The following is a 23,127-nucleotide window of genomic DNA, read 5'->3' on the forward strand; positions in this document are numbered from 1 at the left end:
ACTCCCTCACCGTGACCCGACTCGTCGCCCTCCGAACGTTGTTGCTCGCCAGCCTGGCCGTCGTGCTCGGGACCGGCTGGGTGGCAGCCGGCGCAGACACGTCGGCGGCCAAGAGCATCGCCACGACCAATCTCGCCGAGCTGCAGCTACGAATCCGCGAGCGCTTGGACAGCCCCCGCTTCCGCTCGGCGCTCTGGGGAATCCAGGTGCTCAACTCCCGCAGTGGAGCCGTCGTTTTCGAAACGAACACCCTGCGCTATCTCACCCCGGCGTCGAACACCAAGCTGTTCACCGCCGCGTTGGCCTTGGATCGGCTGGGGACTGAGTACCGCATTCCCACCTCCTTCTACGCCGCCGCTCCGCCTGATGCCCGGGGAACCGTCAAAGGCGACCTGCTCATCTACGGACGAGGCGATCCAACGCTGGTGCCCAGTGGATCGGTCGGATCGGCAACCACGCCGCTCTCCGCCTGGGTGGCAGCACTCACGAACGCGGGCATCCGATCCATCCGCGGCGACCTCGTCGCGGATGAAAGCTTCTGGGAGGCGTCCGGGTTCGGATCGGGATGGAGCATCGATGACCTGCCGTTCTCCTACAGCCCGGAACCATCCGCCCTCACCTTCCACCAAAACGTAGTCGACCTCATCGCCACCCCCGGCCAGACCCCTGGCTCACCTGTCGGACTCCGCTTTATTCCCGACTCCCCCCCATTCGAGGTGATCTCCCAACTCAGCACGGGGCCAGCGGACAGCGCCGGCAAGCTGCAGTTTGACCGCCCGCTGGGAACGCGACAACTCGTGCTCTCTGGAAGCCTGAAAGCCAACTCAGCCGCGCTGACCAACACGATCACCGTGCCTCGCCCAGCCCTCTGGCTCGCCGAGTCGCTCGGCCGCGCGTTGCAGCAGGCGGGCGTTCGCTGGAAAGGAAAAGTCCGGACCCTCAATTGGGTGGATCGACTGAGCAATCCGTTCAACAGCGCTCGCTGGGTAGAGGTCGCTCGCGTGTCCTCCCCGCGTCTCGCCGATCTGGTAATCGCCATGATGAAACCGTCGAATAACCTGGCGGCTCATCTGCTCTACTTGCAGGTGGGAGCGAACGAGCCAAAGGTGGTCGGCCGAACTGCGGAGGCAGCCGCCGGGGAAGCCATGAAGGAATTCTTGAAGCCGATACTCCAAGGCCAGCCCGATGCGATGCTGGAAGAAGGCAGCGGGCTCTCCCGACGCCACTTGGTGTCGGCCGGCACGGTAGTGAGCTTGCTAACCGCCATGCAGAAACATCCCACCTGGGAAACCTTTCGCGACTCACTGCCGATCGCGGGGGTAGACGGCACGCTTCGCTTCCGGTTCCGTGGCACCGCCGCAGCAGGGAAGCTCATTGCCAAAACAGGAACTCTGCGGGGCGTTAGTTCCCTGTCAGGCTACGTGACCACCGCCGGTGGGGAACCGCTGACTTTCTCGATCCTGCTCAACAGCTATCTCCCCAAAACGGGCGACCCTTCACCTCGGGACGAAGTCGAAGCCATCGCCCTGCTGCTTGCTTCCTTCGAAGGCACCTCCGGAACCAAGTAAGCTGTTGATTGAGAGAGAGATTGAAGCTCCTCCCGAGTCCACGGTTGCCAGGACTTGATTTGATTTGCCAGCACTTCACAGCGGCGAGCGGAGCCGGGGCCATTGAGATGCCAGGACGTGTCCGCAAATTCTTCCCGCACCGAGTAAGCCCCTAACAGAGGATCCTTCAACACCTCGACCCACTGGCTAACCTCGAGTAGAAACTCGGCGTTCTCGCGACGGAACGTCGCCACCTGCTCCGCCGGACAGTAGCCCCAAGGCAGCACGTAGGCCAACCGAACGCCTCGCTCGCGACACTGGGCCGACAAGGCTTGAAGAAAACGCTTCGCGTCGTCGCTGAGATGGATGCGATGTCCGGGCGGACCGGAAATCTCCATCTTCACGGGTGTCTGCTGCCAACCGCTCGCCTGCACCTCTTCGATGCGATACCGATACAGCGGCTGACGCATCAGGATCTTGCCCGCCAGGGTGAGCAACTGATACCCACCGGGCCGGACCAGCAACCCGGCTGATAGCAACGAGACCCCTGGTTGTCCGAGCTGGGGCTTGAGCATCCACTCTGAATGGCCGGTGCGGAGGCTAAACTGCATCTCCAACCCCACCGGCTCGATGGGGTCGGTCAGGAGACTGGGCTCGAGAGCGATGAGCAAATTGTCCCCTCGCTGGACAGCCTGCAATGCGAACAGGGTATTGATGCGAGCACCCAGCCCCGCCATCATGCCGAGGTTGGCGACCGGCAACCCATACTTCTCCAACAGCTCCTGCCCATTGATGGAGAATGCGCAGCTCGAGCCGCCATAGATGACGGACTTGGCTCCCTTCTCGGTCGTGAGCTTCCGGGCATAATCCAACTTTCGCTGAGCTGCCGCCGAGGCAAATCGCATCTCTGGATGCACCGCCAGAATAAACCAGGCACCCACCGCCCAGGTCACCAGACCCAGGAGCAACAGGCAGCCGGCCAGCCGGGGAATCCGGCCCGAAGAGCTAGAAGGCAAAGTAGATGAATCCATTGTTTTTTCCTGGGGACAGCAGCATGGTCAGCACCACCAGAATACAGAGCACCGCCGGCCGACGCAGCCAGTAGTAAGGCTCCTGGCCGCGCACCACGGATCGCCACTCCATCAGCAGCACTAAAGCGGACAGTGCCAGAAAGGAGCTGAGAACAAAGCGATCACCACCGGGCCAACGCGACACCCATTGGCGGAACGCCTCGAGATTGTAGGCCTGTGGTTGTAGCAGCGTCACGCTCTTCTGAACCAGCGCTGCCAGATTTACTTCATAAAAGCACAGCCAGGAAAAGAAGCTGCAAATCATGGTAAAGCCCCAGGCGACAACCCGGGGCATGGAGAGCTTCTTGCGCAGCGAATGGTTGAGGATCAGGAACACCGCATGCAGCGCCCCCCACAGAACAAAATTCCATCCAGCCCCGTGCCACACGCCCGAAACCACAAACACGAGCGCCATGTTGAAGGCCCAATACTTGACCCGTCCGCCCCCCAGCGGCAGATACAAATAATCGCGAAACCACTGGCTGAGCGTGATGTGCCAGCGCCTCCAGAACTCAACCATGTTCGTCGAGCAGTACGGACTGTTGAAGTTCAAGGTCAGGCGGACTCCCAGGCACCGTGCGATACCCAGGGCGACCAGGCTATAACCGGCAAAATCGTAATAGATGCGCAAACCGAAGAGCACGTTGGCGGTCCAGATCAGAAACGGGTTGGAGGTGGAGCGGGGATCAAAATAGGCCGCCAGGTTGTCCGCCAAGCAGCACTTAAAAAACAGGCCCAGCACCAGAAAACCCGCTCCCTCCTCGATCTGGCTCGGAAGCCAGCGGAAGCGGAATGACTCCATCTGAGGCAAGAGGTCGGCACGTCGTTCGATCGGTCCAGCCACAATCTGAGGAAAAAACCCGGCGAAGTTCAAATAGTCCAAAAACTTGGGCAACGGGTGGTTAAACGCCAAGGTATCCACCGCGAACGCCACCTTTTGAAACGTGTAGAACGAGATGCCGACCGGGATGACGAGGTCCCTCAGCCAGGCCTGATCGAGCCCGAGAACCTGGTTGGCTACAAAGTTGGAGTACTTGTAGTGGAACAGCGGCAGCAGCTGAAGGGGTATCAGGAGATATAAATAGCGATGCCTCTGCTTCGGCTCGTGATGCAAAATCCACTTCAACCCCCAATACGTTCCCAAGGCCACCGCCAAAAAGATCAGGAACGTGATCTGGCTAATGCAGAGCAGCAGGTAGAGCCCGAGTCCGAAGAGCGCCAACCGATCATAGGTCTCCAGCCCCGCCGGCCGCAGCCAAGCCATCAGTGCACGAAGCACAAAAATGACGCCCAACCCGGCGCCCAACAACTCCCAGAAACGAACTTCGGCGAAATTCATGCGGGGTCAAATCGGAAGAAAGACTCGGCCGTCCGGCAGGTCGCCGCGCTCAGCTCTTCAAGCGAGACTCCGCGAACCTGAGCCGCCACCGCGGCGATCTCCTTCACGAAAGCGGGCTCGCACCGCTTGCCGCGATACGGGATCGGCGCCAGAAAGGGACAATCGGTCTCCAACATAAAGCGATCCGCCGGGGTCGCGGCCAAGGCGTCACGGATGTTCTGGCCATTCTTGAAGGTGAGAATCCCGGTATAGCTCACCAGACAGCCCATCTCCAGAACCTCCTGAAGCGCCGCCAGGCTCTCGGAAAAACAGTGAAACACACCGCGCACCCGGCCTTGATACGGTTTCAGCAGCCGAACCGTGTCCACCCAGGCCGCCCGTTGGTGAATCACCACGTTCAGACCAACGTCAGCCGCCACCTCCAACTGCTGGGAAAACACCTGGAGCTGCTTTTGGCGAAAGACTTCATCCTGTTCCGCCGTGCCGCCTGGCTGCTGGCTGGGCAGGCGATAGTGGTCCACCCCCGCCTCGCCGATGGCCACCACCTTGGGCTGGCGCGCCAGGTCGCGTAGCGCCGGGCGAACGTCGTCGGGAGCGTCCAGGACATGATTGGGGTGCCAGCCCACCACCGCGTAGATCTCCGGGCATCGGCGGGCCAGTTCCACCACCCGGCAACTGCTCTCGTGATCCGTGCCCACGCACAGAATACGAGTGATCCCAGCCTCGCGGGCTCGCTCCCGCACCTGTTCCAGATCGGACGCAAACTCGGGAAAGTCAAGATGCGCGTGCGTGTCAAAAAATGGCGGCATGTTCAATAAAAGGAAGCAGATCCTCGGTCACGAAGTCGAGGTTTGGTGCAGTCTAGAATGAGGAGGAAGAGACATGGATTCAACTCGAAAGCGCCTTAGCCGCCCGCGGTGATCTGCACCACTTCGAGGCGGTCTCCCGAACCCAATGTGCGAGCCGAGAACTCCGACGGAGCCACCGCCTCGCCGTTCAGCTCCACCACCACGCTACGAGGCAGCAGACCCTGCCCTTGAAGAAAACCTTCCAAAGTGCAGGGCAGGACCACCGGTAGACGCCGGCCATTTGCCAGGACGTAGGTCTCGCTCATCATGAAAGCCTAGCCGGAAAGCAGGTCGAAAGTCGATTTTAGATTTCGAATTTGGTGGCATTACCCTCCCGGGTTGTTGTCGAATCTGTCAGACGCACGCCTGACGGAAGAACTGTCAGTCCCGAAGCGCTGGATACGTGAAAGAAGCATGAATAACGCCGAAGCCGCCGTCCCGTCCAATCGCGAGCAGGACCTGCAAGCAGTCAGCCAACTGAAGGAGTCCTGCGCCCGGATTAAAGCCGAGCTCTCCAAAGTCATCGTAGGCCAAGAGACCGTGGTCGAGCAGGTGCTCATCGCCATCCTCACGCGAAGCCATGCCCTGCTGGTCGGGGTGCCCGGCCTCGCCAAAACACTCCTGGTCTCCACCCTTTCCCAGACGCTCCACCTCTCGTTTAAACGGATTCAATTCACTCCGGATCTGATGCCCAGCGACATCACCGGCACCGAAGTGATTTACCAGAACCCCATGACCAACGAGCGGGAGTTCCGCTTTCTAAAGGGGCCGATCTTCGCCAACATGATCCTGGCGGACGAAATCAACCGAACCCCGCCCAAGACCCAGGCGGCCATGCTGGAGGCGATGCAGGAGCGCAAAGTGACGGTCGGCGGGGCCGACCATACCCTTCCCGATCCCTTTTTCGTGCTGGCGACCCAGAACCCGATCGAACAGGAAGGAACCTATCCCTTGCCTGAAGCCCAATTGGATCGCTTCATGTTCATGATCGCGGTGGACTACCCCAGCGCCGAGGAGGAATTGCAAATCATGAAAATGGCGACCGGCGCGTCCGGCTCCAAGCCCCAGGCGGTGCTGAGCGCCGAGGATATCGTCCAGCTGCAGAAGATCGTGCGCCGGCTGGAGCCCGCGCCCCATGTCTATGCCTACGCTGAAAAGCTGGTGCGGGTCACTCGCCCGAAAACGCCGGAGGCACTCGACTTTTGCAAGAAATGGCTGACCTGGGGCGCCGGTCCGCGCGCCGGCTTGAACCTGATCCTGGCGGCCAAAGCCCGGGCCATGCTCCATGGCCAAAGCCACGTGAGCTGCGACGACGTGGCGGCGGTGGCAGCCCCGATCTTCCGTCACCGACTGGTTCCCAATTTCGCCGCCCAAAGCGAGTCGGTCACCGCCGACGATATCACCCAACGCATCCTGGAGGCCGTTCCCAAAGACGCCAAACTTTAGTTCAAAGCAGTTCCTGAACGGCACCCAATCCCAACCGAACCCGCCAAATCTCGATGGCCACCCCCAACCCCAGCCTGCTGGATCCGGACGCAATTTCGCGAGCCGAGGCGCTGGGATTGCATGCGCGCTACATCGTCGAAGGCTACATGGCGGGTGAGCACAAGTCTCCCTACCGCGGCTTCGCCATCGAGTTCGCCCAGCATCGTGAGTATGCCCCGGGCGATGATCTCCGCCATCTGGATTGGAAGGTTCTCGGCCGAACGGATCGCTACTACGTCAAGCAATACGAGCAGGAAACGAACTACGTCGCCCACCTGCTCCTGGATGGAAGCGAGTCCATGGCCTACGGCTCCGGCAAGCTCACCAAGCTTCACTATGGCAAGATGGTGGCCGCCTGTCTCGCCTACGTGATCCTGCATCAGGGCGACGCAGTGGCGCTGGGTATTTTTGACTCGGAGATGCGCGACTACGCGCCACGAACCGACAGCAAGGCCAACGTCCACGCCATCATGTCGCGTCTGGCCGCCTTCCAGGGCCAGCAGACCACCAACATCGCGTCCGTGCTGCACGACATGGCCCGGCAGATCCGCCGCAAGGGAATTGTCATCGTGATCAGCGACTGCTTCGACGACGAGCAGAAGATCCTGGAGGGTATCCAGCATTTGCGGTTCGGCGGGCACGAGGTGATCCTCCTCCACACCCTGGACCCCTATGAACTCGAGTTTCCCTTCCAGGGGTTGGTGGAGTTCCACGGCCTGGAAACACCGGCTCAGCTCCAAACTCGTCCCGCGGATATTCGCAAAAGCTACCAGAAGGAACTGGCCGCCTTCCTAACCCGCCTGCGCGAAGGTTGCGAACGCAACCAGTGCCACTACCTCCAGGTCAACACGAGCCACCCGCTCGATGAGGTCTTGAGTGCCTACCTGGCCTTCCGCATGAGAACGGCCCGCTAACGAAAACGCGATCGTGTCTTTCTTAAACCCCATCATGCTGGCCGGCCTCACCGCAATCGCGGTGCCGATCATCATCCATCTCCTGAACCGCCGCCGGTTCCAGAAGGTGGTCTGGGCTGCCATGCGATTTCTCCAAACGAGCATCGAGAAAAACCAGAAGCGCATGCAACTGGAGGATCTCATACTCCTGGCTCTGCGTTGCCTGCTGGTGGCGCTGATCGCGTTGGCGCTGGCCCGCCCGGCGTGGCGCGATGCCGTCAGCTCGTTTCTGGGCGGCGGCAAAAGCGTCGGCGTGCTCCTGCTGGACAACAGCATGAGCATGGGGATGAGCGACGGAACCACCACCCGATTCGAGAAAGCCAAGCAAGCAGCCGAGCAAGCCATCGATTCCATGGCCTCAGGTTCCGCCACCGCGGTCTGGCTGGTTTCCGATATCATCCGGGATGTCATTCCTGAGCCGACGTACGATCTGAATCTGGCGCGAAAGACCATTCGGGAAGCGCGGCTCACCGATCGCGCCACCGACCTCGGTGCCTCCATTGACCGGGCGATCGAAGTGCTCCGCACCCGCATGGGATCAAGGCGCGAGATCTACCTATTCACCGACGGCCAGCAAGCCGGATGGCGCAGCCTGCTCGATGTGCGTTCGCGTCTGGACCGGGTGAAGGACGAGGTGCGCGCCCACATCGTGTTCGTCAACGAGCGGGACACGCGCAACTTGAGCGTGCGGGACATTCGTCTCGCCAGCGGCCTGGCCCCATTGGACCAACCGCTGCGCTTCGAGATAAAAGTGCAAAACCATGGCCCGCAACCGGTGAAGGATGTCCGGGTGACCCTGAACATCGACAACGATCCGGCAAGCGATGAATTCACCCTGCCCCAGCTCGCACCCGGCGAGTCCAAAGGGGTGGCCCTGTTCGGAAAACTCAGGGCCGAGGGAATCCATGCCGTGCACGCAGTCGCGTCGGATGACCGACTCCCGGGTGACAATCGCCGCACCTTGGCAGTAAGAGCCCTGAAACAGCTGCGAGTCCTGCTGGCCGACGGCGATCCCGGCGACGGAAGCCGGGCGAGCGAGACATTTTTCCTGAAGCACGCACTCACCCCAGTGCCCGCCGACCAGTTGGCCAACTACTTTATCAAGGTTCAAACCGTCAGTGCCACCGATCTCACCTCAACCTCCCTGGATGATTTTGATGTGGTGATCCTGGCGAATGTTTCCCGGTTTTCTGAGAAGTGGGCTCCTACGCTGGCCAGCTATGTTCGTCGGGGGGGCGGACTCCTGATCTTTGCCGGCGACCAAGTCGAAACGGGCTTCTACAACGAGGTGCTGTTGCAGCGACATGCATTGCTGCCGGCCGTTTTGGGGGCAGCCCGGGGCCAGGCCGACCAGTCCGATGATTTTTTCCCCCTGCAAAGCAAGGATTACGGCCATCCGGTCACCTCGCTTTGGAACGACCCCGGAGCAGGCACCCTCAGCTCCATTAGGGTCTTCCGACATCTCCTCCTCCTGTCGCTGAGCGGCACCAACGCACCGGCCGCCGCACCAGGAGTCACCGAAGCGGGACTTCCTCAGGTCGTGCTCTCCTTCGCGGACGGGACGCCCGCCGTGATGGAGCGGACCTTCGGCCTGGGCCGTGTCGTCTTGTTCTCCAGCACCGCCGATACGGCCTGGAATGACCTGCCGGTCCGACCCGCCTTCGTGCCCCTGCTGCACCGAACCTTAGGGGCGGTGGTTCAGCGGCAGGATGAAGGATTAAACCTTCGGGTGGGCGGAAAGTTCACGCGTCGCGTCAGCAATGAATTTTTAGGCAAGGACGCCGCGTTCACCAATCCACGGAAAGAAGCCGCCACGCGCGAATTGCGTCGCATCGAGATGGTGCAGGGAGCTCCGGTCATGCAATACGACCGAACCGACGACGCGGGGCTCTATGCAGTGACCGTCACCGACCCCCAGCTGGAGCTGTCCTTCGCTACCCAGCCCGACCCGGATGAATCCAATTTGGACGACTTATCCAGCGAGCAATACCAGGCGCTTAAATCGGTCGCGGAGATTTACAATTGGGGACCAGGATTTTCGCTCCGGCAGCTCGTGGAACGCCAGCGATCCGGGATTGAGTTTTGGTCCATGTTGATCGCTGCGGCCCTGGTGTTGGCGCTCTGCGAGAGCTTTCTAGGACAATGGTTCAGCCGTTCCAGATGACAAGCGGACTGCTCAAGTTACTCGGAGTAAAGGTCGACGCGGGGGTCGACATCGCCAACGCGTCTCTGGAGTTCCGCGGTGGCATGGGCTGGGGAGCCTGGCTGATCTGGGTGCTGCTGATGGGGTTGTTCATCTATTGGACCTACCGGCTCAGCCCGCCGCATCTGTCCCGATTCCGCCGCGCCCTGATGGTGGGGCTCCGCTGCCTCTTTCTCGCCGGGCTGCTCCTGCTGCTCATGCGACCAGTGCTGGCCTTCACCGTGGAAGGCAGTGTCCGCCGGCTACTGGTGGTTCTGCTCGACAACAGCGCCAGCCTGAAGATTCCGGACCCACGAGTGTCCCCGGAGGAGCAGAAACGCGCCGCGATTGCGCGCGGCCTCATCGACCCGAAAGGGGGACTCAGCCAATCGATCAGCACCTCCGATGCTCAAGCCGTGGCTCGATCCACCCGTCTCAGCCTGGTCAAGGGTGTCTTGGAGAATCAACGTCTGGACTTGCTGGCCAACCTCCAGAAGAACTTCGATCTCGCCGCCTATCAGTTTGGCCAATCGGTGGGGGACCTCATGGGCAGCTCGGCCTCCTCGTCCGGTGGAACCAACCAGCCAGCCGTGGACATCGCCATCGCGAGCGACTGGGGAAACCGGCTGGACGGACATCACTCCACCACCGCTCTCGGAGATGCTCTGCGGGAAGTCTCAAACCGAAAGCGCGGACAACCGCTTGCCGGCGTTGTCGTCGTCACGGACGGGGCGAACAACAGCGGATCCCCACCTTTAGAGGCGGCCGACCGGCTCCACAGTGAGGGGGTCCCGTTGTACATCTACGGAGTCGGTCTGACGGCCCCACGCGATATCATCGTAGGCAACCTGCTGTCCCCGGAAGTGACCTTCGTCCAGGAAGAGTTGGACGTGACCGTCCGAGTCCGGGGTCAAGGCCTCGCCGGTCAAACGGCCACCCTTAAGCTCCAACTCGGCGATCAGACTCTCGAGAAGCCGATCACTTTCAGCGGCAATGTGGAACAGGTCGTGGTCTTTACTATCACGCCACAGAACGAGGGCGAGTTTGATCTTCAGGCCTCCATCGCGCCGCGCACCGATGAGGCCGTGACCGACAACAACAGCCGGAAGCAGCGCATCAAAGTAATCGATGCCAAAATCAATGTGCTGCTCGTCGACCAATCCCCACGATGGGAGTTTCGCTACCTCCAAGCCATGCTGCTCCGCGATCGGCGCGTGAACATGAAATGCTATCTGGTCGAGGGCGATCCCGCCATCGCACGAACCGAAAAATCGCCCTACCTGTCCTCCTTCCCGGCACGCCGCGAGGATCTGCTGAAGTTTGACCTCGTCATTTTCGGGGATGTCGACCCGCGCTTTGTCACCCCCACCCAACAGGAATATCTCAACGAACTCGTTTCCAAGTTTGGTGGCGCGATGCTCATGGTGGCCGGCCGACGCTACACCCCCCAAGCTTACCGCCGGTCGACGCTCTATTCGATGCTTCCCGTGGAGTTCGAGGGCATTGGAGCGGATGTCGCCTCCGACCTGGCCATCGCCGACAAGCCCATCGCGCTGGAGTTGACGAGCGCGGGGCGGACCAGTCCGATCATGCGTCTGGACGAGAACGAGTCGCGAAACCGTGAGGTCTGGCAAAAGCTCCCGCCGGTATATTGGGTATCGCGGGTATCCCGTCCCAAGCCGGCGGCGGAGGTGCTTCTGGTGGATCCGGATCCGGCCAAAGAATCACGGTTTGGGAAGATGCCGATCGTCGCCCTGCACCAATATGGATTGGGTCAGGTGATGTACGTGGGCACCGACAACACGTGGCGCTGGCGCAAGAATTCAGGAGACGTCTACTACACCGCCTTCTGGGGACAACTCGTGCAGCGGCTCGCCTTGCCCCGGCTGTTGGGTGGCAATAAGCGCATCCAATTGACGACCGATCGACAGAACTACCTCGCCGGAGATCGTGTGACGGTCTACGCGCGGCTGTACTCCAGCTCATTCGAGGCCATCCAGGAACCCGTGGTGAAAGGCCAGTTCGTCAAGCGCGGTGAGACCAGCCCTTCGACCGAGGTCCTTTTGAGAACGTTGCCGGATCAGCCCGGCCTGTACCGGGGGGAATTCATCGCGGGAGCGTCCGGCGATTACCAGTTCACAGTGGACCTGGACTCCAGCGCGCCGCTGGATTTCAGCGTCATCGAGCCCCAGTTCGAATTGGGAGACACCGCCATGAATGAGACGTTGTTGGATCAGATGGCCAAGGTCACCGGAGGCGCATTCCTGAGGGAAGAAGATCTCCACAAACTGCCCCAGCTGATCGCTTCAAAAACCGAAAAGGTTCGCTCCCCCTTGGAGGTCGAACTCTGGGCGTCGCCTCTGGTGTTCCTGTTGCTCCTGCTGCTCGCAACGGCTGAGTGGGTCATTCGCAAACTCAACTATCTCAAATGAGCCTGACCTGAACCGATGCCACCGTCCCTACCCACTCCCCACGCCGCCCCTCCCCCGCTGCCCCGCAGCCAGGTGCTGGCGGCACGGCTGGCGGCGCTGCGAGCCCGACATCTCAACATCGAGACGGCCAAGGGCCTCGCGCTCGCCATCATCGTCTGCTTGGAACTGCTGGCGCTCATCATGTTCCTGGATTGGTGCTTCGACTTTCCCTGGGCGTTGCGGTTGGTGCTCTTTATCATCCAGTTTGGCGTCTTTAATTACATTCTCTACCGATTCGTCTTCCATCCGCGTTTCCGTCCGCCCGACGACGAGGAACTCGCACTCCGCATGGAACGAGCCTTTCCCGCACTGCGCAGCCGATTGATCTCCTCGGTCCAGTTTTCTCAACCCGGGGCTCTTTCCAGCGGAGCGTCGGTCGGGCTGGCCCTCTCCACGATCGAGCAAACCGAGGCCGCCACGGCCTCCTTGAATTTTCCAGGCATCGTTCCTACCGATGGACTCAAACGTCTCAGCATCATCGCCGGGTTGGTGCTGTTGCTCGGAGGCGCAGGCTTCCTGGCCAGCCAGGCGGTGAGTGTTGACCTCCTGCGTCGAGCCTTTCTTTCTCACGTGGCCGTCCCGCGCAAAACGCGGATTGAATGGGTCAGCGGGGATCTCACCGTAGGGCGAGGGGATGCCGTAAAGCTGGAGGCCGTCGCCAACGGTATCCTGCCCGCTCGAGGCGAGGTCCGCCTGCGCACCGCGGAAAAGCGGGAGCAGACCTTCGACCTGGAGCGGGACGCGGTTCAACGGGCGCGATTCGCCCGCACCTTGGAGAATGTTCAGGAGGAGTTCCGCTATCGCATTCAGGTGAACGATGCTCTGAGCCCGGAGTATTTAGTCAAAGTCGTGCCGCGCCCCGGAGTGAACCAGTTGGAATGCGAACAGACGCCTCCACCGTATACCGGCCTAAAAGCCGGCAAACGATCCCCGGGCGACTTAACCCTGCTCGCGGGCAGCAAACTGCGCTTCTCTGCCACCGCCACCCAGCCGATCACCAACGCCAGCCTCCGGCTCGTCGGACCCGAAGTCCGCCAAGCCCTGGTCATCAACCCAGCGCAGCCCTTGAGCTTGACCGGGGAAATCGCCATTCCGCAAAAAGGCCTGACGGGATTTGCCTTCGAGCTTATCGATACCCAAGGAATGCGCTCCCCGGAAGGCACGGTGTACCGAATAGATATTCTTCCCGACAAGGCACCTGTGGTGAAGCTCACCTGGCCCGAGCGCAAGGAGGAACTCATCACCCGAATGGCCACCTTGGTGGTTGGGCTGGAGGCATCGGATGACTTTGGCATTCAGAAGCTCGCTCTGAAATACAAGATCAACACCCTCGAGAATGGGGCGGAGAAGCGGCTGGAGCTGAATCTCGAAACGAATCTGGTGAACCGCATCAAACGCCGGTTCAATTGGAAAATCGGTGACTTTCAACCCCCTTTGTCCGAGGGCAGCATTATCGAATACTGGATCGAGGCTCAGGACAATAACGACGTCACGGGTCCCGGCATCGGCGCCAGCGAACATCAGGTCGCGCGAATCGTGAGCGAGAACGAGAAGCGGGCCGACCTGCTCAACCGGGCCGGCGACTCCATCGGCGTCCTGGGCGACGTGACCACCGACCAAGAAAAGCTGAACCGAAACCTCGGCACCCTCATCCTGGAGAAGACCGGAGCGAGGTAGGGCCAGGGTGAGGGTGGTTTAGAATGGGCGGGTTCACTGAGGTCGCCACATGCAAGCTCCGTCAAAAGGAGAACTGCTGTAGTTTCGCGTTGCCTCAGGCCTTACGGAGATTTAGCGTTCCTATGCTTTAATTCAGCATCTTCATCCCAAAGTTCGTGTAAGGAACCATTCCATCCCATGACTATATACCTAGCTCGCCCAGGCCGGTGCTCCAGTGCATGGTATTGCTTTCGGCTCCTCCTGTCGCTGGGCTTGTTTCTAAAGGCTGAGACGACCCAAGCCCGCACTGGCTCTGCGGACTGGACAGTCCCCCTGTATCGCTCCAGACAGATCGTCGGTTCATCCCTACAATCAATAGGGCTGCTAGGCAGGCCGGACGGCTCGATCACCATCCTGGTGAACTCGGGGATGGCGGGGCGGGAGGGGGTTTTGGCGCGGTACGACTCCGAGGGAGTTCCGGTCGCGACCAACCTAATCGAGGGTTACATCAGGGAAGGACAGCTGGATCGGGAGGGGAACCTCGTTTTGATCCAGTGGATCCAAAACACGACTGGCTCACGGGAGGCACGAGCGTATGTGTCGAAGCTCAGCCCGGCTGGCCAGCTGATCTGGCGATCCGAGTCACTCCCTGCGGTGTCCCCACAGATCAGTGGCATCGATGCCAAAGGAAATGTTTGGATCGTGGAGTCATCGCTGCTTTCCACAAAACGGTTCGTTCGCGTGTTCTATCTGGATCGCACCGGCAAACTGACATGGACGCGCGATTTCGAGCTCGGAGGGCTCCTCCGGGCCGACACTCACACGGCTTTCAAGGATCTCTCGGTCGATGCCGAGGGGAATGGCATTCTAGTCCAAGTGGAAGCTCCCGAGAAGGATCCCGGAGAGATCGTCCATCTGGCGCTCCGAAAGCTCAGTCCGCACGGCGAAGTCATCTGGACGGTAAAGGAAGACGTCCAACAGTTCTCGTTTCTATCGCTACCGATCGTGCCTAGCAACCCTGAGATCGGCCAGGTTCAGGTCCGGACGGACGCGCAAAATCGGGTTGTCTTGGCAGGCTCCAGCTGGCATTGGAGCCGAATTGGTATCATCAGGGGATACGCCACGACTCCCCGAACTTTCCTGGTCGGATATACCGCCGATGGCGGACGTCGCTGGATGACCTCCTCCTCAGGAGAAACCTGGGAACAGGATTCGTTGTTAGCAATCGATCCGGCCGGACAAATCGTCGTCTGCAAGGCCTCGGATCGCCAGTTGATCACGAGTTCCTACTCCGCCGATGGAGTACTCGCTTGGACGAAAGAATACGATCTAGATCCAGGCTCCCGCCCCCGGGTTGAGCCGCAGCTGCTCAGTCTCGACGCTCAAAACAATCCGCTGATTTACTACCTCACGACCTCCGGCGGGTTGGGAGTGAATTCGGGACCTTATGACCACAGGACCGGACTGCTCAAGCTGACCGCAGCAGGTCAATTTGCCTGGCATCTTCCGGTCACCAATATTTCGGCTGTGGATTATGGGATTAATGGCTATGCGCTGCCGGTGGTGAAAGTGGAGTCGGACGGCCAAGTGCGGACGCTAGGTAACCCGCAACCGAACGCCGAATCCGGTCTGGCTTTGGATGTGGGATCCGTCACTTCCGCCGGGAACCCAGGCAACTTTTTTCGAGCACGGGTGAAACCATCGTTCCGTCAGAACCCGCCTTTCGATCTTTGGGTGGATTGCGCTCAAAATGGCTTTATCGGAGCCGGAGAAGTCGATTGGTTCTCCGGCAACGGCAACCTGACGGTCACGAAGTTCTTTCCCACTGGTGCTCGTGCCTGGGAGATCGCTTGGCCCGTCGAAGGTGCCCAAACGGGGCGCCCAGAGGCCATGGTCATGAAAGTCAGCCCGAGCGGAGTCGCGGCACTGGGTTATCTAACGACCGATGCTGCGCTAAACGTTCGGGTTGCGAAACCGGACGGCACCGCCTGGGCTAGCCTCCGGTTCCCCTCTGGGTTCCTCCTGGCGGTCGAGGACAATGGAGCGGTCTCGATCGGGACCCCCGAGGGCGAAGGGGTGAATCCGCTCACCCGGGTGGCTCGATGGTCCGTTGATGGGCGCCAGGCCTGGGCAGCCGACATCCCAGCCGACCGGTCCTTGATCCAGGTCTTTGAAGGACCGGAGGACACACGGCTGATCCTGTGGCAGCGACATGACTCCCTGAAGAGCACGGTTCAGTCGGTGGATTCGGTAGGCCGACTGGAATGGAGAATGGACCTGGACATGGGAGGCACCAGCGCGATGTCGGATGGGAAGAACGCGACCTACTTTACCGGGACGAGCGTCTCAACGGTCCCTGGAGAGGTGACATCGACGTTGACGATGCAAATCGATGTTCGAGGGCAAATGATCTCGTCCAACCGCATTTATGTTGCGACAACGGAACTCTCGCAGGCCGCTTCGGATCAGGGGAAACTCTTCCGTCCTGCGTGCGGAGGAGGCGTCCCCGTTTGGGCCGTCTACTACGAACCCGACTCCGCTCGGGCCAGTCAAATGGTCCAGGAGGGTCGATGGCTACTCTACGAGGACGACCGCCAGTATTCGACCTACCCGCTGATCAATCGGACGCTGAGAGTGGCCGATGCCTACACGACCGGGCCGATCTTCGTTGGACTAAACCAAGCCTATTGCCTCGCCCACTGGGCTGACGATGGACTGGAGGGTTGGGATCTCTTGAGTCTGCGGTTTTCAGACGGTCTCGAGTGGTCGCCGTCGATGACCAAGGTGTTCGGCACAGGGATTCCTGGTGACACCTACCGCCTCGAACGCACGAGCAATCTGTGGTCACCCTGGGAAACCAAGACGAGAATGAAGTCGGACGCGCAGGGCGATTTGTTCTATTTCGAAACGCCCGGTGGAGCTAGTAACGCATTTTTTCGCTTCGTTCCGGAATGAAGCAACGGTCAAATCTCGCCCTACCCCATTTCGTCACTAAGGTAGGGCGAGACTCTGTTCGAGCCCAGTCCTGCCCCAGGCTCTGGATAACAACAGGGCAACTCCGCAAGGGCCACCAGGTGATCGTCACCCCCTCGGCTCCCCTCGACGCAGCCCCTTCTCGATTCGGCGCCCTCGGGCCCTTGAGGGCTCGAGCGGAGTCTCGCCCTACCCCCGTAACGTTTCCCTCCGCTCCCCTCCCCAGAGAGATGGATATTGTAAAGGGCCTACCCTAAGCGCTAAATAGGGGTGCGCTGATCGAGCGCATACCGAACATGACTGACGTCCAGAAGCAAAAAGTGGTGGATTGGATTCAACAAGGGTTGAAACTTTCCGAAATTCAAACCCGGCTCGACTCCGAGCTGGGCGTACGCCTGACCTACATGGAGGTCAAGATGCTGCTGGCCGAACTTGAGCTGAAGCCTAAGGACCAGGAACCCGTGAAAGCCGTTGCTACCATCGGCGCTCCGGCCGAAACACCGGCATCCACGCCGGAGGCTGGCTTGGGAGGATCCCAGGATCTCGCCGAAGACGCTGCTTTGGCTCCGGATGAGGCCCAGCCTGGATTAGGCGGGAACGTCTCCGTGAGCATCGATACCATCACCCGTCCAGGGTCCATGGTCAGCGGCAAAGTCACTTTCAGCGACAAGAAGACCGCCGACTGGTATCTCGACCAATATGGTCGATTGGGAATGGCTCCGGCCGAGAAGGGCTACCGTCCGTCCCAGATGGATGTGATGGCCTTCCAGACCGAGCTCCAGAACCAGCTCGCCAAGATGGGGATGTAGGCAATTAACTCTTGGCTTGCGGAGTTTCGCCGGGTGTCACGGTTTATCTTGCCAGGCCGGCTTGACGAAAGGGCGGAAGATAGACAGGTAGATCACCGTGGTATAACTCGGTAGAACCGTGCGGCGGCAGTGGGGATGGCTGGGTCTCGGAAAACTAATACGTCTCCAGTTCCACTCAAAATTGTATCTACTCGAATCCACTCCCCTTCTACAATGTTGGGGCGATATTCCACGGCGTAGTTCCTGCCCGGGTCACTTGAGAAGCGAAGCTCCAGGTTTTCGGATAGCGAAAATAGACAGTCCCCCGTCTGTTTTTCAAAAGCGCCAATGTCTACACCGGTGGTACCAGCCTTGTTCATCGTGGACACATCATCGCATCTTCGTGGATAGCCTCGTTGATCTATCGCTTCTTTTGTATCTGCCCCGGCATCGATGGCGGGACTGGAGGCCAACAACGAGTAGGTCGGAGTGGGACCGCCGTGAAAAGCCAGCTCACCCAGCCTTGGTTCTTGTCCTAAGATATCTGCCTCCGAGAAGCCAATCAGTTGGTTTGTTGAAAGAATCAAATTATGTCCGTCACTGCGGATTTCACCAAAACCCTCCGAGGCATATAATCGACTATTCGTGCCCGAAAGTCCGTAATTAGAGGCCAATATTGAATTCTTAAGATGGAGCACCCCTTGGGTTGAAAAGATACCCCCTCCAGATCCTAGTCCAGCGGGGTAAAGATGGCCACTCTGGCCGACCGCTGTATTCTCAGCAATGGTGGATCCCTGAATATCACCATTCTCACCTGCGAAGAAGATCCCAGCCCCTCGAGCATCGCCTCCGTTGCCGCCACCACCGCACATATAGCAATCCAGTCCGGCAACGCCGCCAACGGACTCGTTTCGAGCAATGGTGCAACCAATCAATTTCAGTGTGCCGCCCGAGGAATAGACGGCTCCTCCATAGGAGTCGCCCGGTGGAGCACCCAGGTAGCGAACGCTCTGTCCTCCATCTCCGCCGATTGTGAGGTTACGAGAGAACGTACAACGCTCCAGCCGCACTTGCCCTTGGCGTTGTTCCAGCGCTCCGCCGTAAGCACCCCCCCCGGCGCCCGAAGCGTTTACTCCTTTACCGCCAACACCTCCGACCGACCAATTTTCCAGGAAGTGACTGTCTGAAACCGTAGCAGTCCCCGAGACGAGACAAACAGCCGCGCCACCTGCACGGCCGCCGGGAAATCCCATAAAGGTGGAGTCGGAAAAATACCAGCTTGGGCCTTCGCCTCCGTACACACGGTTGGTGACGAATGTACACTGGTTGACGCTAATATGACCCTCTTGTGAGAAAATGGCAGCGCCTTCCCCACCTTGTCCGCGTGCTCCATAAATAAAGTTTTGAGAAAAGGTAACTCCCCGTAACGAAGCGTTACCGGAATTGTGGAGCCCGGCTCCACCAAGTCGGAATTCTGCCGTAGAGGAAAGGAGATGCTCAGAAATCACCGAATGATCGATGGTAAGTTCACCAGCGTTTTGCACGCCCCTTCCCACGGAAAACCGTCCACTTAGAACGCAATTCCGGATCGTAAGAGCAGCTTCGTTTCTAATGGTAATGTTGGTGAGACTAACATCACGGAGAAGGTGGACTCCTGCGGCGAAGACCAGCTCGATGCGCTCCACGCTTGTGAATCGCGTAGAGTTGGTGCCCGCCCCGTCAATGCGGACATTTGAAACAATGACGGGTAGGTTTGAATGGAGAGCAATCGGTGACGCGAGCGCCGAGAAACGAATAATTGCCTCGCCTGAGGTGTTGGCATCTAGGAGTGCTTGACGAAAAGATCCCGGCCCCGAATCGGCGTTTGCATTGACTTCAAAGACTTTCGCTGAATCTTTTGCCAAGAGTTCAGCTGAGGTTCCTAATGAAGAAAACAAAGCCCAAAACAATGCGACCGCACACGTCGGTATAGAGTCTCCACATGCACGGTATAGCCGGCCGAATTGACTGATCAGAAATGATGGGGTCAGCCGCATGTTTAATCCCTCCAGATCATCCACTAAGCAATCTCCTCGGTAGGGAATCGATCCTCCATATGTAACATTCCGAACACCGACATTATCAGCTGTTTAACCTCAAACTATTTAGGCAAGCGACAGATCTGTTCTCGCAGAAAATAGAGCACATAGGTGGTCCATAAACAAGACCTTCGCTGGATCTGAGCGAAAAAAAGAATGGGGTTTCCGATAACCGGGCAAAAGGAGCGAAGCTACGCAAAAGCTTGGAAGGCTAACGACTGCCTGCCCCTGGAGAGACAGCTCAGCTATTAGACTCCCGATTAACCTCGTGTGGTTAGCTTCGGGGGTTACTAATTTTACTTCTCGCCCCACTACGCACCAACGGCTAGCCCGCGAGTTGGCGACGTCCCAGCCCCAACACCTCACGGCAGTACTTAATACTCCGTTCGATCTCGCCCTTCTGATATTGCTGCTCCTCCGCCTCGTTGGCGGAGCGATGGGGCTCGATCGCTTTACCCTTCTGGGCCAACGCGACGAACTTGGCGAAGTCGGAGGCCCGATAACCGGCGTAGGCGTCCCAGAATTCGGGCTTCAGATAGGGGATCTCGCGCGCAAATCCCGAGATGGTCTCAATATGGACCGGAGCGTTGGGACAAAGCTCCGCGAACCGGCGGAAATAGGTCTTTAAATCGACGATGCCCTCACCCATGGCCGTCCATTGAACTTTAGCTCCATCGGCATAGGTCCAAACCATTGAGTCCCGCATGCTGCTCGTCAGGGTGTAAGGGGCCAGGTTCTCCAAATTGGCGACTGGATCCTCCATCGTCCAGCAGGCGTTGCCCGGGTCGATATTCACGCCGACATAATCTTTACCGGCCGCCTCCACCAGGGTGACGAGTTCACGCGAATGCATATCGCCCGCATGATTCTCGACGGCGATCTTCACTCCCAGATCGAGCGACCGACTGCGCAATGCCTGGCAAACCTTCACCGTATCCTCGATACGAGCCTGAATTCCGCCCGGCCCACGACGATCCTCACCCCCACCCAAAACGACGCGAATGACGGGTGAGCCCAGGTCATGCGCCATCCGGAGCGCCAAACCCAGGTGTTCCTCGGCCGTCCCCCATTTCTTCCTAAAATTCTTGGCCGTCGGACAAATGCTCCAGGTCCCCAGCTGGATCTCAATCCCCTTGTCCGCCGCCATCGACCTCAACTGCTTGAGATGGGCGGTATCCGTACTCACGAACGCATCCAAGTCGGTGATGAAGAGAGAATCCACCTTGAGCTGGTCGGCGTATCCGATCAGTTCAGCCGCCTTCCATTTCATCGCCCGGACCGCGAAGTTATCATACCCCAGCTTCAGCTTCTGCTTCCCCGTCCCGGAAACGGCGTCCGCCGCCTGGCCAACTAAAGGGGCCGCCACCGCGGCTGCTGCGGTAGCCAGAAAAGTCGTTTGTACAAATTCACGCCGGGACCAAGTGGTTTTCATCATAATGCCGAGATTGATGGCCTCTAGTTCAGCCAGGAGGAATAAAAAGGCAATGATTAAAAAACCACTACTTCAGCTTGGCAGCCGCGTCTTTCATCTCTTCCAGATGCGTTTCTGCCTTCATGGTATCCGTCACGTGGGCCACAGTCCCGTCCTTCCGAATCAGAAAGCTTACCCGACGTGAAAGGGTGTCCCGCCCCGGAAACTCAGCTCCATAGGCCGCCGTGATCTTTCCGTCCACATCCGCGAGGAGGTCGAAGTTCAGGTTAAACTTCGAAATGAACGCCCGGTGGCTGGCCTCGGTGTCGCGGCTGACACCGATCACTTGGATTCCCTCCTTTTTCAGATCGCCGATGCGATCTCGCAAGCCGCAGGCCTGCTTGGTGCACCCCGGCGTGTCATCCTTAGGATAGAAATAGAGCAGGACGGCGCTCTTCGTAAGGGCCTGTTCCAAACTCCAAGGGGTGCCGTTTTGGTTCTTGCCACTGACCATCGGAGCTCGGCCGCCGACCTTGGGAGAATCCCCCGCATGCAAGTGCAGCGCCATATAGATGCATAGGGCCGTGCCCGTCATCACAATCCACTTCAGCACATTGTCTTTCATAGCCTGGTTCCAAGTTAAGCTGCTAATAGTGCATCAGACGGGATGGCGATTCGATTTGTTCAACCTTCTCATCACTTGCCAACTGTCATTGCGACAATTACGGTTCAAAGACTTATGGAAAAAGTAGTCATCATTGGCACAGGGTGTGCGGGGTTGACCGCGGCCCTCTACACCGCGCGAGCCAACCTAAACCCCTTGGTCCTGACCGGAAGCATGCCCGGTGGGCTGCTCACCACCACCAGCATCGTCGAAAACTTCCCCGGATTTCCCGAGGGTGTGGACGGCTACGAGCTGATGACCAGGATGCAGAAACAGGCGGAAAAATTTGGGGCTCGCGTCCAGTTCGGAACCGTCGACGGGATCGACCTCTCCCAGCGGCCCTTCCAGCTCAAAGTGGATGGCGAACCGGTGACCACCCAGAGTCTGATCATCGCCACCGGAGCTGGCCACCGCCACCTCGGCCTGGAAAGTGAAGACCTGCTGGAGAAAAAAGGGGTTACGTACTGCGCGACCTGCGATGGCGCCCTGCCCATGTTCCGCAACCAGCCCTTGGTGGTGGTCGGCGGCGGCGATTCGGCCTGTGAGGAAGCCAGCTACCTGACCCGCTTCGGCTCCGTGGTCTACCTCATCCACCGTCGGGACTCCCTGCGCGCGTCACGCATCATGGCTGAACGCACTCTCGCCAATCCTAAAATCAAGCCCATCTGGGACTCGGTCGTCACCGAGGTGCTGGATGTGAAGCAGAACAAGGTGACCGGCGTTAGGGTCAAAAATCTCAAGACAGGGGCGGAAAACACCGTCGACTGCGCCGGCGTCTTTGTAGCCATCGGCCATGTCCCCAACACCCAGCTGTTCAAAGGGCTGATTGACATGGATGAGAATGGCTACGTGATTCCCAAGGAAGGCTCGGCCACCAATATCGAAGGGGTGTTCGTAGCCGGAGATTGCTCGGATCACGTCTACCGCCAGGCCATCACAGCGGCCGGGATGGGATGCGCAGCGGCGATCGATTGTGAACGCTTCCTGGGCACCCTGAGCCAATAGGTCGTTGAGTTGTGTCTGTATACGCCTCCCTCACGCCTCAGCAGCTGGCCGCCTGGATCCAGACGGAGCCACGTCCCCGCCTGCTGGACGTCCGCCAACCGGAGGAACACGAGTTAGCAGCCTTGCCGGACTCGACCTTAATTCCACTCGGCGAGCTCTTCCACCGAGTGGAGGAGCTCGAAGCGTGGAAAAACGAGGATGTCGTGGTCTATTGCCACCACGGCGTCCGTAGCCTGAACGCCATCGCTCAATTGAAGCACCTGGGCTTTCAGAAACTATACAACCTCACAGGTGGCATCGACCGCTGGTCAACGGAGGTGGATCCGAAAGTGCCCCGATACTAGTATAGCGGCTCACAAATGGCGGGCGTTTTGTTGGGCTCGGTTTGGCCTGGGGTGTACTTATTTCTGGGTAATGACCATTGGAATCCCCCTCCGGGGTACCCGAAAAGCTGTCGAGGGCTACAGCACTCCAAGACGCTTCGCGAAGCGTTTGACGATAGGGAGTGCGGCAGAACTCTCTGAGTATTACCCACAAGTTCTTCGACCAGATGTTAGAATCCCACAGGGATTCCGCCTCAAAGCCCAGGGTTGGCGCGAAGCGGGAGCGCCTACCCTGGGTTAGTCGTTGTTTTCTCACAACCCCAACGCGGGTTGC

17 protein-coding genes are annotated in these 23,127 nt (G+C 59.3%); 10 read left to right on the forward strand and 7 right to left on the reverse strand.

All coding sequences use genetic code 11. The annotated features are described in order from the left end of the window. The first annotated feature begins 11 nt into the window (after positions 1-11). Positions 12-1,568 carry a D-alanyl-D-alanine carboxypeptidase/D-alanyl-D-alanine-endopeptidase gene (gene dacB / locus JNN07_11080; GenBank protein MBL9168274.1) on the forward strand — a complete coding sequence of 519 codons (1,557 nt, stop codon included), beginning with the start codon at positions 12-14 and terminating at the stop codon, positions 1,566-1,568. Here the strand turns inward: dacB and JNN07_11085 are convergent. From JNN07_11085 to thiS, 4 genes are all read right to left on the reverse strand, one after another. Next, the gene (locus JNN07_11085) at positions 1,472-2,563 is read right to left on the reverse strand and encodes a hypothetical protein (protein MBL9168275.1); all 1,092 of its coding nucleotides are present in this window, start codon (positions 2,561-2,563) and stop codon (positions 1,472-1,474) included. The two genes, dacB and JNN07_11085, sit on opposite strands and share 97 nt — an antisense overlap. Next, complete coding sequence (locus JNN07_11090; GenBank protein MBL9168276.1) at positions 2,553-3,956, reverse strand: MBOAT family protein; 1,404 nt, start codon at positions 3,954-3,956, stop codon at positions 2,553-2,555. Before JNN07_11090 ends, JNN07_11085 begins: the two co-directional genes overlap by 11 nt. Next, positions 3,953-4,765 (reverse strand): TatD family hydrolase, encoded by an 813-nt coding sequence (locus tag JNN07_11095; GenBank protein ID MBL9168277.1) that lies wholly within the window; start codon positions 4,763-4,765, stop codon positions 3,953-3,955. The genes JNN07_11090 and JNN07_11095 overlap by 4 nt, the downstream gene beginning before the upstream one ends. Before the next feature lie 95 nt (positions 4,766-4,860). After that, positions 4,861-5,073 carry a sulfur carrier protein ThiS gene (thiS, locus tag JNN07_11100; GenBank protein ID MBL9168278.1) on the reverse strand — a complete coding sequence of 71 codons (213 nt, stop codon included), beginning with the start codon at positions 5,071-5,073 and terminating at the stop codon, positions 4,861-4,863. 145 nt (positions 5,074-5,218) lie between these two features. On the opposite strand from thiS, the gene JNN07_11105 reads away from it, so the two are divergent. The 7 genes from JNN07_11105 to JNN07_11135 all read left to right on the forward strand — a co-directional run bounded on the left by JNN07_11105 (position 5,219) and on the right by JNN07_11135 (position 17,333). Continuing rightward, positions 5,219-6,250 carry a MoxR family ATPase gene (locus JNN07_11105; GenBank protein MBL9168279.1) on the forward strand — a complete coding sequence of 344 codons (1,032 nt, stop codon included), beginning with the start codon at positions 5,219-5,221 and terminating at the stop codon, positions 6,248-6,250. 53 nt (positions 6,251-6,303) lie between these two features. Then, positions 6,304-7,203 carry a DUF58 domain-containing protein gene (locus JNN07_11110; GenBank protein ID MBL9168280.1) on the forward strand — a complete coding sequence of 300 codons (900 nt, stop codon included), beginning with the start codon at positions 6,304-6,306 and terminating at the stop codon, positions 7,201-7,203. 13 nt (positions 7,204-7,216) lie between these two features. Next, positions 7,217-9,406 (forward strand): BatA domain-containing protein, encoded by a 2,190-nt coding sequence (locus JNN07_11115; protein MBL9168281.1) that lies wholly within the window; start codon positions 7,217-7,219, stop codon positions 9,404-9,406. Beyond that, entirely contained in the window at positions 9,403-11,856 is a 2,454-nt protein-coding gene (locus JNN07_11120) for a VWA domain-containing protein (GenBank protein MBL9168282.1), read from the forward strand. Before JNN07_11115 ends, JNN07_11120 begins: the two co-directional genes overlap by 4 nt. 15 nt (positions 11,857-11,871) lie before the next feature. Then, positions 11,872-13,572 carry a hypothetical protein gene (locus JNN07_11125; protein MBL9168283.1) on the forward strand — a complete coding sequence of 567 codons (1,701 nt, stop codon included), beginning with the start codon at positions 11,872-11,874 and terminating at the stop codon, positions 13,570-13,572. Between the two features lie 177 nt (positions 13,573-13,749). Further along, positions 13,750-16,506, forward strand: coding sequence for a hypothetical protein (locus tag JNN07_11130; GenBank protein MBL9168284.1), 2,757 nt, complete (start codon positions 13,750-13,752; stop codon positions 16,504-16,506). A 314-nt stretch (positions 16,507-16,820) separates the two neighbouring features. Further along, positions 16,821-17,333 (forward strand): hypothetical protein, encoded by a 513-nt coding sequence (locus tag JNN07_11135; GenBank protein MBL9168285.1) that lies wholly within the window; start codon positions 16,821-16,823, stop codon positions 17,331-17,333. 92 nt (positions 17,334-17,425) lie between these two features. Here JNN07_11135 and JNN07_11140 read toward each other — a convergent pair whose 3' ends face one another. The 3 genes from JNN07_11140 to JNN07_11150 all read right to left on the reverse strand — a co-directional run bounded on the left by JNN07_11140 (position 17,426) and on the right by JNN07_11150 (position 21,426). Further along, entirely contained in the window at positions 17,426-19,372 is a 1,947-nt protein-coding gene (locus tag JNN07_11140) for a hypothetical protein (protein MBL9168286.1), read from the reverse strand. A 343-nt stretch (positions 19,373-19,715) separates the two neighbouring features. Then, on the reverse strand, positions 19,716-20,825 hold the full coding sequence (locus JNN07_11145; GenBank protein ID MBL9168287.1) for a sugar phosphate isomerase/epimerase: 1,110 nt from the start codon (positions 20,823-20,825) through the stop codon (positions 19,716-19,718). 64 nt (positions 20,826-20,889) lie between these two features. Further along, complete coding sequence (locus JNN07_11150) at positions 20,890-21,426, reverse strand: peroxiredoxin (GenBank protein ID MBL9168288.1); 537 nt, start codon at positions 21,424-21,426, stop codon at positions 20,890-20,892. 114 nt (positions 21,427-21,540) lie between these two features. Here JNN07_11150 and trxB point away from each other — a divergent pair, with 114 nt between their 5' ends. Further along, a complete protein-coding gene (trxB, locus tag JNN07_11155) occupies positions 21,541-22,470 on the forward strand; it encodes a thioredoxin-disulfide reductase (GenBank protein ID MBL9168289.1) in 930 nt (309 codons plus the stop codon). Between the two features lie 11 nt (positions 22,471-22,481). After that, entirely contained in the window at positions 22,482-22,814 is a 333-nt protein-coding gene (locus JNN07_11160; protein ID MBL9168290.1) for a hypothetical protein, read from the forward strand. Positions 22,815-23,127: the final 313 nt, after the last annotated feature.

It is taken from the genome of Verrucomicrobiales bacterium, from assembly GCA_016793885.1.
Classification (GTDB): domain Bacteria; phylum Verrucomicrobiota; class Verrucomicrobiia; order Limisphaerales; family UBA11320; genus UBA11320.

Coding starts and splice junctions, on each gene's coding strand:
- JNN07_11090 (MBL9168276.1), bottom strand. CDS start 3,956: ATGAATTTCGCCGAAGTTCGTTTCTGGGAGTTGTTGGGCGCCGGGTTG.
- JNN07_11095 (MBL9168277.1), bottom strand. CDS start 4,765: ATGCCGCCATTTTTTGACACGCACGCGCATCTTGACTTTCCCGAGTTT.
- thiS (MBL9168278.1), bottom strand. CDS start 5,073: ATGATGAGCGAGACCTACGTCCTGGCAAATGGCCGGCGTCTACCGGTG.
- JNN07_11105 (MBL9168279.1), top strand. CDS start 5,219: ATGAATAACGCCGAAGCCGCCGTCCCGTCCAATCGCGAGCAGGACCTG.
- JNN07_11110 (MBL9168280.1), top strand. CDS start 6,304: ATGGCCACCCCCAACCCCAGCCTGCTGGATCCGGACGCAATTTCGCGA.
- JNN07_11120 (MBL9168282.1), top strand. CDS start 9,403: ATGACAAGCGGACTGCTCAAGTTACTCGGAGTAAAGGTCGACGCGGGG.
- JNN07_11125 (MBL9168283.1), top strand. CDS start 11,872: ATGCCACCGTCCCTACCCACTCCCCACGCCGCCCCTCCCCCGCTGCCC.
- JNN07_11130 (MBL9168284.1), top strand. CDS start 13,750: ATGACTATATACCTAGCTCGCCCAGGCCGGTGCTCCAGTGCATGGTAT.
- JNN07_11135 (MBL9168285.1), top strand. CDS start 16,821: ATGACTGACGTCCAGAAGCAAAAAGTGGTGGATTGGATTCAACAAGGG.
- JNN07_11145 (MBL9168287.1), bottom strand. CDS start 20,825: ATGATGAAAACCACTTGGTCCCGGCGTGAATTTGTACAAACGACTTTT.
- JNN07_11150 (MBL9168288.1), bottom strand. CDS start 21,426: ATGAAAGACAATGTGCTGAAGTGGATTGTGATGACGGGCACGGCCCTA.
- trxB (MBL9168289.1), top strand. CDS start 21,541: ATGGAAAAAGTAGTCATCATTGGCACAGGGTGTGCGGGGTTGACCGCG.